The following is a 14,413-nucleotide window of genomic DNA, read 5'->3' on the forward strand; positions in this document are numbered from 1 at the left end:
CCCATGCCGCATGATTTCGATGCCAGCACGGCGCTGCTGGAGCAGGTCAATCACGCCCTCAATAATTCGCTGCCGCTGCGTATTCAGGGCGGTAACAGCAAGGCATTTCTTGGCCGCCCGGTCACCGGCGAGGTGATCGACAGCCGTGCCCATCGCGGAATCGTCAGTTACGACCCGACCGAGCTGGTGATCACCGCCCGCGCCGGCACCCCGCTGGTCGAATTGCAGGCGGCGCTGGATGAGGCCGGGCAGATGCTCACCTGTGAAGCACCGAGCTTCGCTGACGGCGCCACCGTCGGCGGCATGGTCGCCACGGGTCTGTCCGGCCCACGGCGGCCCTGGGTCGGCTCGGTCCGCGACATGGTTCTGGGCACACGGCTGATCAGCGGCCACGGCAAGCATCTGCGCTTCGGCGGCGAGGTGATGAAGAATGTCGCCGGCTATGACCTGTCGCGCCTGCTGGTGGGCAGTTTCGGCTGCCTGGGGCTGATCACCGAAGTATCGCTCAAGGTGCTGCCCAAGCCCCGTGAGTGCCTCAGCCTGCGCCTGCCGATGGATGTCGAGAGCGCCCTGCGCAAACTCGCCGAGTGGGGCCAGCAGCCGATCCCGCTGAGCGCTGCCAGTCATGACGGTCGCGCCCTGCACCTGCGCCTGGAAGGCGGCGGAGGTTCGGTGGCTGATGCGCGCAAACGCCTCGGTGGCGAGCTGCTCGACCCGACCTACTGGCAGCAGCTCAACGAGCAGCGCCTGGCCTTCTTCGCCGACCCGCGACCCTTGTGGCGCCTGTCGCTGCCGAACAACAGCGCGCTGCTGAGCTTGCCCGGCGATCAGTTGATCGACTGGGGCGGTGCCCAGCGCTGGCTGAAATCCACGGCCGAGGCGGCGCAGATCCGCAGCATCGTCAGTGCCGCCGGTGGCCATGCCACCTGCTTCACCGCCGGGGTCTGCGACAGCCCGTTCCAGCCCCTGGCCGCGCCCTTGCTGCGCTATCACCGCCAGCTGAAAAGCCAGCTCGACCCACAAGGGATCTTCAACGCTGGCCGCATGTATGCCGAGGTGTAAGCCGTGCAGACCAATCTAACCGAACAGGCCAAGCGTCTGCCGCGCGGCGAAGAAGCCGAAAGCATCCTGCGCAGCTGCGTGCATTGCGGGTTCTGCAATGCCACTTGCCCGACCTACCAGCTGCTCGGCGACGAACTGGATGGCCCGCGCGGGCGTATCTATCTGATCAAGCAGGTGCTCGAAGGCAACCAGGTCAGCGCCAAGACCCAGCTGCACCTGGATCGCTGCCTGACCTGCCGCAACTGCGAAACCACCTGCCCGTCGGGGGTGGATTATCACAACCTGCTGGATATCGGCCGCGCGGTGGTCGACGCGGCGGTGCCGCGGCCGCTGGGCCAGCGCCTGCTGCGCGAAAGCCTGCGCGCCCTGGTGCCGCGTCCGGCCCTGTTCAAGGCCTTGATCCAGACCGGCGAGGCGTTCCGGCCGTTGCTGCCGGCCGTGCTCAAGGCCAAGTTGCCGCGACAGATCCACCCGGCCAAGCCGCGCCCGCCGCTGCGCCATGACCGTCGCGTACTGATCCTCGAGGGCTGCGTGCAGGCGGGCCTGTCGCCCAACACCAACGCCGCCAGTGCGCGGGTGCTCGATCGTCTCGGCATCAGCGTCACGCCGATCCGCGAGGCCGGTTGCTGCGGCGCCGTGGATTATCACCTCAACGCCCAGGAGCAGGGTTTGCAGCGCGCCCGGCGCAATATCGACGCCTGGTGGCCGGCGATCGAGGGCGGCGCCGAAGCGATCGTGCAGACCGCCAGCGGCTGCGGCGCCTTCGTCAAGGATTATGGCCACCTGCTCGAGCATGACCCGGCCTACGCGGCCAAGGCCAAACGGGTCAGCGAGTTGGCCAAGGACCTGGTCGAAGTGCTGCGCGGCGAGGCGCTGGAAGCGCTCGGCGTGCGCAGCGACCAGCGCCTGGCCTTCCACTGCCCGTGCACCCTGCAACATGCGCAGCACCTCGGCGGCGCCGTCGAGGGCGTGCTCAGCCGCCTGGGCTTCCAGCTCACCGCGGTGGCCGATGGGCACCTGTGCTGCGGCTCGGCCGGCACCTATTCGATCACCCAACCAGAGCTGTCCAGGCAGTTGCGCGACAACAAGCTGGACGCCCTGGAAAGCGGCACGCCGGAGGTGATCGTCACCGCCAACATCGGCTGCCAGACCCACCTCGACGGCGCCGGCCGTACCCCGGTGCGCCACTGGATCGAGGTGGTCGAAGAGGCCATGGGCTGAGATTCACGACCCACGAATTCGCGCATCACGCGCCAATCAATCATGAGGAAAGAACATGCAAAGCAAAGCCGTATTGGGTCAAGCCGAAGTCGCCCGCATCCTTGCCGCTGCCCGCGCCGAAGCGCAGCAGCACAACTGGGCCGTAGCCATTGCCGTGGTCGATGACGGCGGTCATCCGCTGGCCCTCGAACGCCTCGATGGTTGCGCACCGATCGCCGCCTACATCGCCAGCGAAAAGGCACGCAGCTCGGCCCTCGGTCGACGCGAGACCAAGGGTTACGAGGACATGGTCAACGGTGGCCGCAGTGCCTTCCTGTCGGCCCCCTTGCTGACCTCCCTCGAAGGCGGCGTACCGCTGATCGTCGACGGCCAGGTGATTGGCGCGGTCGGCGTGTCCGGGGTCAAGGCCGAGCAGGACGCCCAGGTCGCCAAGGCCGGTGTCGCCGGCCTGGCCTGAACCCAAAGCACCGAATAAAGCCTGACGCCCGCCGCTGCTGCCGCGGGGCAGGGGAGTACTGAATTGGAGAACCGAAGATGACCGATCGCGTGAACTGCCAGCGCCTGCAAGTGGCCGCCAACCTGCAACGTTTCGTCGATGAAGAAGTGCTGCCGGGCAGCGGGCTCGCCCGCGAGGCCTTCTGGGCCGGCTTCGACACCCTGGTGCACGACCTGGCGCCGCAGAATCGCGCGCTGCTGGCCGAGCGCGAGCGTCTGCAGGGCGAACTGGACCAATGGCACCGCGCCAACCCGGGTCCGGTGACGGATATGCCGGCCTATCGCGCCTTCCTCGAAGCCATCGGTTACCTGCTGCCGCCACCGGCCCAGGTACAGGCCAGCACCGCCAACGTCGACAGCGAGATCAGCAGCCAGGCCGGCCCGCAGCTGGTGGTGCCGGTGATGAACGCGCGCTACGCGCTGAACGCCGCCAACGCTCGCTGGGGCTCGCTGTACGATGCCCTGTATGGCACCGACGCCATCAGCGAAGCGGGCGGGGCGCAGAAAGGGCCCGGTTACAACCAGGTGCGTGGGGCCAAGGTGATTGCCTTCGCCCGTGCCTTCCTCGATCAGGCCGCGCCGCTGGCCAGCGGCAGCCATGTCGATTCCGTAAGCTACCGGGTGGTCGCCGGCCAGCTCCGGGTGACCCTGGCGAACGGCAGCCAGACCGCGCTCCAGCAGCCGGAGAAGTTTCTCGGTCATCAGGGCGAGGCCGCTGCGCCAACCGCCGTGCTGCTGAAAAACCATGGCCTGCACGTGGAAATCCAGATCGACCCGAGTAGCCCGATCGGCGCCACCGATGCAGCCGGGGTCAAGGATCTGCTGATGGAAGCGGCGCTGTCGACCATTCTCGATTGCGAGGACTCGGTCGCCGCCGTCGATGCCGACGACAAGGTGCTGATCTACCGCAACTGGCTGGGCCTGATGAAGGGCGACCTCAGCGAGGAACTGGACAAGGGCGGCAAGCGCATCACGCGCCGTCTCAATCCGGACCGTGAATACATCGGCGCCGACGGTGCCAGTCTCAGTCTGCATGGTCGTTCGCTGATGTTCGTGCGCAACGTTGGTCATCTGATGACCAACCCGGCGATCCTCGATGGTGAGGGCCGCGAGATTGCCGAAGGCATTCTCGATGGCGTGATGACCAGCCTGATCGCCCTGCATGACCTCAAGCGCCAGGGCAATTCGCGCAGCGGTAGCGTGTATATCGTCAAGCCGAAGATGCATGGCCCGCTTGAAGTGGCCTTCGCCGACCAGCTATTCGCCCGTATCGAAGACCTCCTGGAGCTGCCACGCAACACCCTGAAGATGGGCATCATGGACGAGGAGCGGCGTACCAGCGTCAACCTCGAGGCTTGTATCGCCGCCGCCAGCACACGGGTGGCCTTCATCAACACCGGTTTCCTCGATCGCACCGGCGACGAGATGCACACGGCCATGGAAGCCGGGCCGATGCTGCGCAAGGGCGACATGAAAACCACCCAGTGGATTCAGGCCTACGAACGCAACAATGTGCTGGTCGGGCTGAGCTGTGGCCTGCGTGGCCGCGCGCAGATCGGCAAGGGCATGTGGGCCATGCCGGATCTGATGGCCGACATGCTCAAGCAGAAGATCGCCCATCCGCAAGCCGGCGCCAACACCGCCTGGGTGCCATCGCCGACCGCCGCCGTGTTGCATGCCTTGCACTACCACCAGGTGGACGTGCAGGCGCTGCAGCGTGAACTGGAAAGCATCGACTTCGCCGCCGAGCGCGACGGCCTGCTCAACGATCTGTTGACGGTGCCGGTAGCGGCCGAGCGCACCTGGAGCGAAGCGGATATCCAGCAGGAACTGGACAACAACTGCCAGGGCATCCTCGGATACGTGGTGCGCTGGGTGGAGCAGGGCGTCGGTTGCTCCAAGGTGCCGGATATCCATAACGTCGGCCTGATGGAAGACCGCGCCACCTTGCGCATTTCCAGCCAGCACATTGCCAACTGGCTGCACCACGGTGTGGTCGAGCGGGCGCAGGTCGAGGAGACCCTGCAGCGCATGGCCAAGGTGGTCGATGGACAGAATGCCGGCGACCCGCTGTACCGCCCGATGGCAGCCAACTATGCGGCTTCTGCCGCGTTCCAGGCCGCCAGCGACCTGGTGTTCAAGGGGCGTGAACAGCCCAGCGGCTATACCGAGCCACTGCTGCACGCCTGGCGTTTGCGCTTCAAGCAGCAGGCATAAGCCTTCACTGGTCACTGATATTCAGCCCCGTGCACCCATGTGCCCGGGGCTTTTGAGCATGGATACCGGCATGGGCGCAGCCCAGGGGCGGTATTCGCGGGCCTGACAAGCTCCGCTGCGTGAAGCCAGGTCACTCTTGGCAACTGTGGTTCACAACAACTAAAAAGGACCTCTCATGAATCAAACGCTACTGTCCATCCTGGCCTTCGTGCCCCTGGTACTGGCAGGTGTGCTGCTGATCGGCTTTCGCTGGCCGGCCAAGTACGCCATGCCGGTGATCTTCCTGCTCACCGCTCTCATCGGCCTGACCGCCTGGGACATGTCCTTCAATAGGGTCCTGGCTTCCAGCTTGCAAGGGTTGCTGCTCACCGCCGCGATCCTGTGGATCATCTTCGGTGCGATTCTGCTGCTCAACACCCTCAAACACTCCGGTGGCATCACGGCCATCCGCCACGGCTTTGCCGGCATCACTCCGGACCGGCGGATCCAGGCCCTGATCGTCGCCTGGCTGTTTGGCTGCTTCATCGAGGGCGCCTCCGGCTTCGGCACGCCTGCCGCGGTGGCGGCGCCACTGCTGGTGGCCCTGGGCTTCCCGGCCCTGGCCGCAGTGGTATTGGGGATGATGGTGCAGTCCACGCCGGTGTCGTTCGGTGCGGTCGGAACCCCGATTCTGGTGGGCGTGGCCGGCGGCCTGGACAAGGTCGGCATGAGTGAGCAGTTGCTGGCCTTGAACAGTAACTGGGAGGTGTTCTTCCACCTGATCTACTCGCGTGTGGCGATTACCCATGGCCTGATCGGCATGCTGATGCCGCTGCTCATGGTGATGATCATGACCCGTTTCTTCGGCAAGAATAAGTCGTGGAAAGAAGGCCTGGCGGTGGCGCCCTTCGCGATCTTTACTGCGCTCTGCTTCTCCCTGCCGTACATGGCGGCCGGGGTGTTCCTCGGTCCTGAGTTCCCGTCGATGATCGGCGCCATGGTCGGTCTGGCCATCGTCGTACCGGCTGCCAAGGCGGGCTTCCTGCTGCCGAAACAGACCTGGGACTTCGCCGAGGCAAAGGACTGGCCAGCCGAATGGATGGGCAAGATCGAGATGAAGATCGAGGATGTCGCGGGCAAGTCTCCGGTGTCCGTACCCATGGCGTGGGCACCCTACCTGTTGCTGGCGGTGTTCCTGGTGGCCTCGCGGATCTTCCCCGAGCTCAAGGCGGCGTTGATCGCCGTCAGCTTCGGCTGGACGGATATCCTCGGCGAGACGGGCGTTTCCGGGAGCCTGCAACCGCTGTACCTGCCGGGTGGCATCCTGTGCATGGTGGTTATCGTCACCTGTTTCCTGCACCGCATGCGCTTCAGCGAGTTGAAGGCCGCAGTCAGCGAATCGAGCCGTACCCTGCTGGGGGCCGGCTTCGTGTTGATCTTCACCATTCCGATGGTGCGTATTCTGATCAACTCCGGGGTCAACGGGTCTGATCTGGTGTCGATGCCCGTGGCCATGGCGCAGCTGGTGGCCAACGGCGTGGGCGATGTGTATCCGTTCTTCGCTCCGGCCGTGGGGGCGCTGGGCGCCTTTATCGCCGGTTCCAACACGGTGTCCAACCTGATGCTCTCGCAGTTCCAGTTCAACACCGCCGGCCTGCTCGGCGTATCCGGCGCAATGATGGTGGCGGCGCAGTCGGTGGGTGCGGCCGCGGGCAACATGATCGCAATCCACAACGTGGTAGCCGCCTCGGCCACTGTGGGCCTGCTCGGGCGTGAAGGCATCACCCTGCGCAAGACCATGCTGCCGACCCTGTACTACCTCCTGGCAGCCGGTAGCCTGACCATGCTCGCCATGTATGGCATGGCGATCAGCGATCCGCTGATGGTGGGTTAACGGGCTTAGCAAAACCTGCCGAGCCTGGCTGCGGCAGGCTTTCCGGGGCTATGGCCAGTGCTGGTTTGTGGGCTGGAGTGTCTGCCCTCTGGCGGGCAACCCGGCCTCGGTCAGCCTGCCGCTGGGCGCAATTGCCCGGCCGCCGGCTTGGCGCACCCGCGCATTTGCGGTAGCGTGCCAGCATGCACTACCCGAGTTACACCCGAGGACGTTATGAAGAAGTGGCAATGTGTGGTCTGTGGATTGATTTACGACGAAAGCCAGGGCTGGCCCGACGAAGGCATCGCCGCGGGTACGCCGTGGCAAGATGTACCGCAAGACTGGCTGTGCCCGGACTGCGGAGTGGGCAAGCTGGATTTCGAAATGATCGAAATCGGCTGATCTCAGCCATAACAAACACGGCGACCCCAGGGTCGCCGTTTTTTTGGGACGCGGTCAGCGCCGGTCGAGCAGGCTTGGCGGGTGACGGGCAATTGCGCTAGGGTCAGGAAACTTTTCGCAACGCGCAGGTGCTCTATGTGCAAGTGGCAATGCATCGTTTGCGGCTTTATCTATGACGAAGCGGCAGGCCTGCCGGAAGAAGGCATTGCTCCCGGTACTCGCTGGCAAGACATCCCCGCCGATTGGTTGTGCCCGGATTGTGGCACCGGCAAGCAGGACTTCGAGATGATCGAAATCAGCTGAGCCCGCAGACCCAGGGCACCCCGTAAAGACTCCATGCAGTGGCGACAGCCAGAGGCCGTGACCCTGTTTTGCCGATTGAGGACATGAAGATGAGTACAGCAGTGGCGCCGCCCGTGGCTACACCCGTAGTTACACCCGTGGTGATAGTCGGTACCGGCTTGGCCGGCTACAACCTGGCCCGTGAATTTCGCAAGCTGGACAGCGAAACCCCGCTGCTGCTGATCAGCGCCGATGATGGTCGCTCCTACTCCAAGCCGATGCTGTCGACCGGCTTCGGCAAGCACAAGGATGCCGATGGCTTGAGCATGGCCGAGCCCGGGACCATGGCCGAGCAGCTCAAGGCCGAGATTTACACCCATACCCGCATCACCGGGATAGATCCGGGCCAGCGGCGGTTGTGGATCGGCGAAGAGGCCGTGGCTTATCGCGATCTGGTGCTGGCCTGGGGCGCCGAGCCGATCCGGGTGCCGGTCGAAGGCGATGCGCAGGATGCAATTCTGCCGATCAACGACCTGGAAGACTACGCACGCTTTCGCGCCGCCGTGGCCGGGAAAAAACGCGTGCTGCTGCTCGGGGCCGGCCTGATCGGCTGCGAGTTTGCCAACGACCTCAGCCTCGGCGGTTATCAGGTCGAGCTGGTCGCGCCCTGCGAGCAGGTGATGCCCGGCTTGCTCCATCCGGCGGCGGCCGCGGCAGTCCAGGCGGGCCTCGAAGGTCTCGGCGCGCGTTTCCACCTCGGGCCGGTGCTGGCCAGCCTCAACCGCGCCGATGATGGCCTGCAAGGGCGCCTGTCCGATGGCACGCCGATCGCCTGTGATTTGGTGCTCTCGGCGGTCGGCCTGCGCCCACGGGTCGACCTGGCTGTGGCCGCTGGCCTGGCGGTCAACCGTGGGGTGATGGTCGACCGTGAACTGCGCAGCTCCCACGCCAACATCTATGCCCTGGGCGATTGCGCCGAGGTCGATGGCCTCAACCTGCAGTACGTCATGCCGCTGATGCACTGCGCCCGCGCCCTGGCCCAGACCCTGGCGGGCAAACCGACCGCGGTCAGTTACGGGGCGATGCCGGTGACGGTGAAAACCCCGGTGTGCCCGCTGGTGGTTTCGCCGCCGCCGCGCGGCCTGCAGGGCGAGTGGACGGTTGAGGGCAGTGGGGGCGACATCAAGGCGCTGTGCCGCGATGCCGCCGGCAGCCTGCTCGGCTATGCCTTGACTGGAACGGCCGTCCAGGAAAAGCTGGCGCTGAATAAGCAACTGCCGGCGTTGTTGGCGTGAATGGCAGCCGTTCTGTCGGAAAAGCCTTGAAACTGCCCGCTTAAACTGTCGGACAAGACTGGCGCAGGTCCGCATCCCATGCCATTCTCCCTGTGGTCTGCCGCAGCGTAGAGCTGTTGCGACGCCTTGGGCGCTGTTCTGCATGAGCAGCACGGACACAACAACAAAAAACCGTCAAAGGGGCATTTATGCGTAAACCGGAACTCGCCGCCGCCATCGCCGAAAGGGCGGATCTGACCAAAGATCAGGCAAATCGCGTACTCAACACCGTACTGGAAGAAATCACCGGTGCACTGAACCGCAAGGACAGTGTCACGCTGGTGGGCTTTGGCACTTTCGTGCAGCGTCACCGCGGTGCTCGCACCGGCAAAAACCCGCAAACCGGCCAGCCGGTCACGATCAAGGCCAGCAATACCGTCGCCTTCAAGCCGGGGAAGTCCCTGAAAGACGCGGTCAACTGAGCCTCGTCAGCCCGGAGCCGGCTGGCTCCGGGTTCCTTCCCCGCTTTAGTCAAGCCCGCTCGGGCAGCCTGACGTTTGACCGTCGATCATGTGGCTCACCCGCCCTCAAGGCTGGGCTGTAGTCGCGTGCAAAAAACACTACAATGCGCCGCCAATTTCCTTCATTTGTCGAGACCGTGCGCATGAAATTCCGTTTTCTCCTGTGGATGCTGGGGCGCCTGATGGCCAAGGCCAGCCGCGATAACCCGGCTTTCCAGCAGCAATTGATCGACCGCGACATGGTGTTCCAGCTGCACACGCTGGACGGCAAGGTTGCTCGCCATTTCATCGTCAAAGACCAGCGCATCAGCAGCAAGCGTGGCCCGGCCAGTCAGCCGGCCTTCGCCCTGGGCTTCAAGGATGCCGCCTACGGCTTCGCCACCATGAATGCGAAGAACAAGCAGCTGGCGTTTATGCAGGGCATCCAGAACAAGGACATCCAGATCCAGGGCAACCCGGCGCTGGTGATCTGGTTCCAGGGGCTGACCAAGTACCTGATGCCGAAAAAGAACACCAGCGAGAAAAAAGCCGCCTGATACCCAGTGCCGGTCAGCGTCGCTGGCCGACGCTGGCGTCATTCGCTAGGCTGGGCACAATCACTCCAGGTGCCCGCTCATGCGTTTGTCGTTTATTGCCCTGCTACTCATCAGCAACCTGGCGCACGCCGCCCCGGCCAGCGTCGATGCCTTTGCTCCGGTATTCGAGCTGGCCGGCATTCGCCTGCTCTGCGAGCAGAGTGCGCCATTACTGCGGCGTGGCCTGAGCGAGCGGCAGCAGGCGCAACTGGGCGAGGCCTTCGCTGCCGATGCGCTGTGTCTGGATCTGGCCAAGCAGCTCGCCGACAGATTCGATCAGGCCCAGTTGCGGCAAATCCAGCGTCTGCTCGGCAGTCCGATCGCCAAGCGCTTCAGTGCGGTTGAGCGGGCGGTCGGGGCCGACGGCGGCGAGGCCCTGACCCGTTACCGCGTACAGCTTGCCCAACGCCCGCCACGCCAAGACCGTATGGTGCTGGTGCGGCGTCTCGATGCGGCGGCGCACACCACGAGCTTGGCAGGACTGCTGCGTTATGAAGTGGGCAAGACCCAGGCGTTGCTAGCCCTCATGGCGCGTGGCGAGACGCTCGACGAACAGGCCATGAGCGAACAGACTGCCGGCCAGGCCTCGGCGCTCATGACCTCAAGTGCCGCCGCGGTGGAGTCCTTCATGCTCTATGCCTACCGGCAGATGCCCAGCGCACAGCTGGCCGAATACACCATGCTGTATGAGCAGCCGGTGGTCGTGCAGTTGCTGGAAGGCTGCACGGAGCTATTGCCGGGGCTATTCGCCGAGCGCCGTACGGCGCTCAGAAAGGCGGCGGCCAAGCGCTAGGGTCAGCGCCGCCCCTGTCTTGAGCCGGGGAGGCCCGGGCTCTACTCGGCTGGGCTGACGCCCGGCCACTGCAGCGGCCGGTTGGGGTTGGCGCGTCCACAGCCTGCAAACACTCTCGAAAGCCGAGGGTGCAAGCTGCCTCAAGTCGGAGAGTGGAACTGGCTGGCCAGTTCGCGTAGGGCCACTTCGGCGGCGAGCACCTTGCTCACTGCCTCCTCGGCCTTCTCGCGGCTCAGGCCCAGGGCGTCGAACAGGCTCTGCGGAATGGCAGACTGCGGGCCGGCACCGATACCGCGGTTGCGCAGCAGGTTGACCGCCAGGCACACCAGGTTCGGGTAGGCCGCATGGGTGCCGGCATACTCGGGATCGTGCTGGAAACGCAGGGCGCTGGCCAGCTCTTCGGGCATGTCCCAGTAGCGCATCAGCCAGGTGCCGATCTGCTCGCGGCTGATGCCCAGCAGGTGCTGTTCGATATAGCTGTGCGACAGGTGCGGATTGACTTCCATGTGCCGGCAGATCAGCGAGAAGTGCGGCGGGAAGACATGCGCCAGCACCAGGTAGCCGAAGTTGTGCAGCAAGCCGGCGAGGTAGGTCAGGCCTGCCTCCGGGCGTTGGGCGCGGGGCATGGCGCGGGTCAGACCCTCGATCACCGCGGCGGTGTAGATTGCCTGTTGCCAATAGGGCGTGGCCTGTTGCGGATGATCCTTGGGCAGGCTGAGGGTTTTGCCCAGGGCCAGGCCGAGGGCCAGGTTGATCACCAGGTCGAAGCCCAGCACGCGAACGATGGCGTCTTCCACCGAGCGGATCCTGCCGGGCGCGGCGTAGTAGGGCGATGCCGCCCAGCTGACCACTTGGGCGGCCAGCGCCGGGTCGGTTTCGACCACGCCGGTGATGTCGTCCACCGTGGCATTCGGGTCGACCCGCAGCTTGATAATCTTCTGCGCGGTTTCCGCCAGTGGCGGGATTTCGATGGTTTCTTCCAGGCGTTGCTGGATGCGCCGTGCGGTGAAGGCCTGCACCGCCTGGGTGATTTCGGCGCGGTCATCGTCCGGGCGGTCGAGGTTGAGGTGGATATTGCTCAACGGCTCGCCGATACGCGCGGCGCTGGCTTTGCTCAGCAGGTTCTTGAAGGCTTCGCTGGATATTTCCAGGAGCACGCCGGCTTGGCCCGACTCGACGAACAGGCTCGGCACCTGCAGCAGACGCTCATCGTACAGGCAGGGTGAGCTGGTCAACTGCGGCAGGCCGGGCAGTACGCGCAGGGCATGCTTGGCGAGCATGCGTTCAAGGCGCTCGGGCTTCACCGCGACGAGTTTGCGCCCGGTCAGTTCGGCCAGGCGATCCAGTGCGAGCAGTTGACTCTGCGGATAGAGCACCAGCAAGGCGCCAACCGCATCATCGAGCAGCACCGCCTGTACGCGTTGGGAGGCGGGCAAGCCGGAATGCTCGCTGTGTACCCGATAGCTCAGGCCGAGTTTATCCAGCAATTGCACGATCACCGGCGGCGGGGTTGCGGCGGTATCTGGGGCGAGGGCTACATCACTCATAACGAAATCCGGTTCGATGGGGGGCGCAAGTGCCCGAAGTATAAACAGCGGGCCTGTGGGGCGAGGGCTGAGGCGACGGCTGCCCTGTGAACTGGTTCACACTTGTCCATATTGCTGGCCATGCCGCAGCCAGCGTGCGAGCAGTGGGCTGACATGCTGCGGCCAGTGTTCCAGCAGGGCTTGTGCGGCATCGCGCACGGCCGGTAGCAGATCGGCGTCGCGCATCAGGTCGGCGACCTTGAACTGCAGCAGGCCGGTTTGCCGGGTACCGAGCATTTCCCCCGGACCGCGCAGCTCCAGATCCTTTTCGGCGATGACGAAGCCATCGCAGGTCTCGCGCATGATGCCCAGGCGTTCGCGGCCTAATTGCGACAGCGGCGGGTGATAGAGCAGCACGCAATGGCTGGCGGCGCTGCCGCGGCCGACGCGCCCGCGCAACTGGTGCAGTTGTGCCAGGCCCAGGCGCTCGGGGTTCTCGATGATCATCAGGCTGGCGTTGGGTACGTCGACGCCGACTTCGATCACGGTGGTGGCGACCAGCAATTGCAGGCGGCCCTGTTTGAACTGCTCCATCACCGCCGCTTTTTCCGCAGGCTTCATGCGCCCGTGGATCAGGCCGACATGCAGCCCGCCGAGTGCGGCAACCAGATCCTCGAAGGTGGTCTCGGCGGCCTGGCAGGTCAGCTCCTCGGATTCCTCGATCAGGGTGCACACCCAGTAGGCCTGGCGACCCTCGCTGCAGGCCGAGCGCACCCGCTCGATCACCTCCGGGCGGCGGCTGTCGGCGATCACCAGGGTGTTCACCGGCGTGCGTCCGGGCGGCAGTTCATCGAGGATCGAGGTGTCGAGGTCGGCATAGGCGCTCATCGCCAGGGTGCGCGGGATGGGCGTGGCGGTCATGATCAGCTGGTGCGGGCACAGGCGCCCGCCGACGCCCTTCTGGCGCAGGGCCAGGCGTTGTTGTACGCCGAAGCGGTGCTGCTCATCGATGATCACCAGGGCCAGGCGGGCGAATTTGACCTCGTCCTGAAACAGCGCATGGGTGCCGACCACCATGGCCGCGCGACCGGCGATCTGCTCCAGCGCCGCAGCACGGGCCTTGCCCTTGAGCTTGCCGGCCAGCCAGGCGACTTCGATGCCGAGCGGCGCCAGCCATTTGCTGAAATTGAGGAAGTGCTGTTCGGCAAGGATCTCGGTGGGCGCCATCAGGGCCACCTGATAGCCCGCCTCGAGTGCCTGCAGCGCGGCAAAGGCGGCGACCACGGTCTTGCCGGCCCCCACGTCGCCCTGGATCAGGCGCAGCATCGGCGCGTCCTGGCTGAGGTCGTAGGCGATCTCGGCGCCGACCCGTTGTTGCGCACCGGTGGGGGCAAAGCCCAGGTTGGCGAGGTACTGCTGCGGCAGACGCTTGGCCAGCGGCAGGGCCAGCGCCTGCTGGGCGCGCACGCTTTCGCGCAGGCGCTGCAGGGACAGCTGATGGGTCAGCAGCTCCTCGAAGGCCAGGCGGTGCTGCGCCCAGTGGCGGCCTTCGGCGAGTTCTGCCTGGTCGGCGTCCGGTGGTGGGCGGTGCAGGTAGCGAATCGCCTGGTCCAGCGGACTGAGCTGGTAGTCGCGGGCCAGTTCGCGCGGCAGCCAGTCCGGCAGGCTGTGCGGGCCGAGGCGGGCGAGGGCCTGTTCGCTCAGGCTGCGCAGGCGCTGCTGGGTCAGGCCTTCGGTGCTCGGGTAGATCGGCGTCAGGGTCTGCTCCACGGCAATCGGTTCGCCGGCCGAGAGCGCGCGGTATTCCGGGTGGTAGATCTCCAGGCCGGAGGAGCCGGGGCGTACTTCGCCGTAGCAGCGCACCTGGGTGCCGCGCTTGAGGCCTTCTTTTTGCGCCTGGCTGAAGTGGTAGAAGCGCAAGCTCAGGGTACCGCTGCCGTCCTGCAGGCGCACCAGCAGGCTGCGGCGGCGGCCCATGAGCACATCGGCGCCGACGACCGTACCCTCGACCACGGCGTCCTGGCCGGGACGCAGTTCGCCGATCGGCACGATGCGGGTGCGATCCTGGTAACGCAGCGGCAGATGGAACAGCACATCCTGCAGGGTTTCCAGGCCGACCTTGGCGAGCTTCTCGGCCAAGGCGGCGCCGACGCCTTTCAGTGCGGTGACGGAAACCGCCGCGAGCTCGGTCAT

The 14,413-nt window shown here is 65.4% G+C and carries 13 protein-coding genes; 11 read left to right on the plus strand and 2 right to left on the minus strand.

Annotated features, from left to right (window positions below; all coding sequences use genetic code 11):
- Positions 1–3 precede the first annotated feature (3 nt).
- The 11 genes from glcE to PH586_RS11350 all read left to right on the plus strand — a co-directional run bounded on the left by glcE (position 4) and on the right by PH586_RS11350 (position 10,694).
- Positions 4–1,062, plus strand: a complete 1,059-nt coding sequence (gene glcE / locus PH586_RS11300; protein WP_408636849.1) for a glycolate oxidase subunit GlcE — start codon at positions 4–6, stop codon at positions 1,060–1,062.
- Between the two features lie 3 nt (positions 1,063–1,065).
- A complete protein-coding gene (gene glcF / locus PH586_RS11305; protein ID WP_271347863.1) occupies positions 1,066–2,283 on the plus strand; it encodes a glycolate oxidase subunit GlcF in 1,218 nt (405 codons plus the stop codon).
- 55 nt (positions 2,284–2,338) lie between these two features.
- A complete protein-coding gene (locus PH586_RS11310) occupies positions 2,339–2,740 on the plus strand; it encodes a heme-binding protein (protein ID WP_271347864.1) in 402 nt (133 codons plus the stop codon).
- A 77-nt stretch (positions 2,741–2,817) separates the two neighbouring features.
- The gene (locus PH586_RS11315) at positions 2,818–4,995 is read left to right on the plus strand and encodes a malate synthase G (RefSeq protein WP_271347865.1); all 2,178 of its coding nucleotides are present in this window, start codon (positions 2,818–2,820) and stop codon (positions 4,993–4,995) included.
- A gap of 175 nt (positions 4,996–5,170) precedes the next feature.
- Positions 5,171–6,868 carry an L-lactate permease gene (locus PH586_RS11320; RefSeq protein WP_271347866.1) on the plus strand — a complete coding sequence of 566 codons (1,698 nt, stop codon included), beginning with the start codon at positions 5,171–5,173 and terminating at the stop codon, positions 6,866–6,868.
- Positions 6,869–7,081: 213 nt separating this feature from the next.
- Positions 7,082–7,249, plus strand: coding sequence for a rubredoxin (locus tag PH586_RS11325; protein ID WP_079203891.1), 168 nt, complete (start codon positions 7,082–7,084; stop codon positions 7,247–7,249).
- Between the two features lie 135 nt (positions 7,250–7,384).
- A complete protein-coding gene (locus PH586_RS11330; RefSeq protein WP_271347867.1) occupies positions 7,385–7,552 on the plus strand; it encodes a rubredoxin in 168 nt (55 codons plus the stop codon).
- Positions 7,553–7,641: 89 nt separating this feature from the next.
- Positions 7,642–8,826 carry an NAD(P)/FAD-dependent oxidoreductase gene (locus PH586_RS11335; protein ID WP_271347868.1) on the plus strand — a complete coding sequence of 395 codons (1,185 nt, stop codon included), beginning with the start codon at positions 7,642–7,644 and terminating at the stop codon, positions 8,824–8,826.
- Between the two features lie 188 nt (positions 8,827–9,014).
- The gene (locus PH586_RS11340) at positions 9,015–9,287 is read left to right on the plus strand and encodes an HU family DNA-binding protein (RefSeq protein WP_079203889.1); all 273 of its coding nucleotides are present in this window, start codon (positions 9,015–9,017) and stop codon (positions 9,285–9,287) included.
- Between the two features lie 182 nt (positions 9,288–9,469).
- The gene (locus tag PH586_RS11345; RefSeq protein ID WP_271347869.1) at positions 9,470–9,862 is read left to right on the plus strand and encodes a helicase; all 393 of its coding nucleotides are present in this window, start codon (positions 9,470–9,472) and stop codon (positions 9,860–9,862) included.
- A gap of 79 nt (positions 9,863–9,941) precedes the next feature.
- Positions 9,942–10,694, plus strand: a complete 753-nt coding sequence (locus tag PH586_RS11350; protein ID WP_271347870.1) for a hypothetical protein — start codon at positions 9,942–9,944, stop codon at positions 10,692–10,694.
- Positions 10,695–10,834: 140 nt separating this feature from the next.
- Here the strand turns inward: PH586_RS11350 and PH586_RS11355 are convergent, their stop codons facing one another.
- Entirely contained in the window at positions 10,835–12,241 is a 1,407-nt protein-coding gene (locus PH586_RS11355; RefSeq protein WP_271347871.1) for an aminoacyl-tRNA deacylase and HDOD domain-containing protein, read from the minus strand.
- A 96-nt stretch (positions 12,242–12,337) separates the two neighbouring features.
- Positions 12,338–14,413, minus strand: a complete 2,076-nt coding sequence (gene recG, locus PH586_RS11360) for an ATP-dependent DNA helicase RecG (RefSeq protein ID WP_271347872.1) — start codon at positions 14,411–14,413, stop codon at positions 12,338–12,340.

It is taken from the genome of Pseudomonas aestuarii (assembly GCF_027988105.1).
GTDB classification, from domain to species: domain Bacteria; phylum Pseudomonadota; class Gammaproteobacteria; order Pseudomonadales; family Pseudomonadaceae; genus Aquipseudomonas; species Aquipseudomonas aestuarii.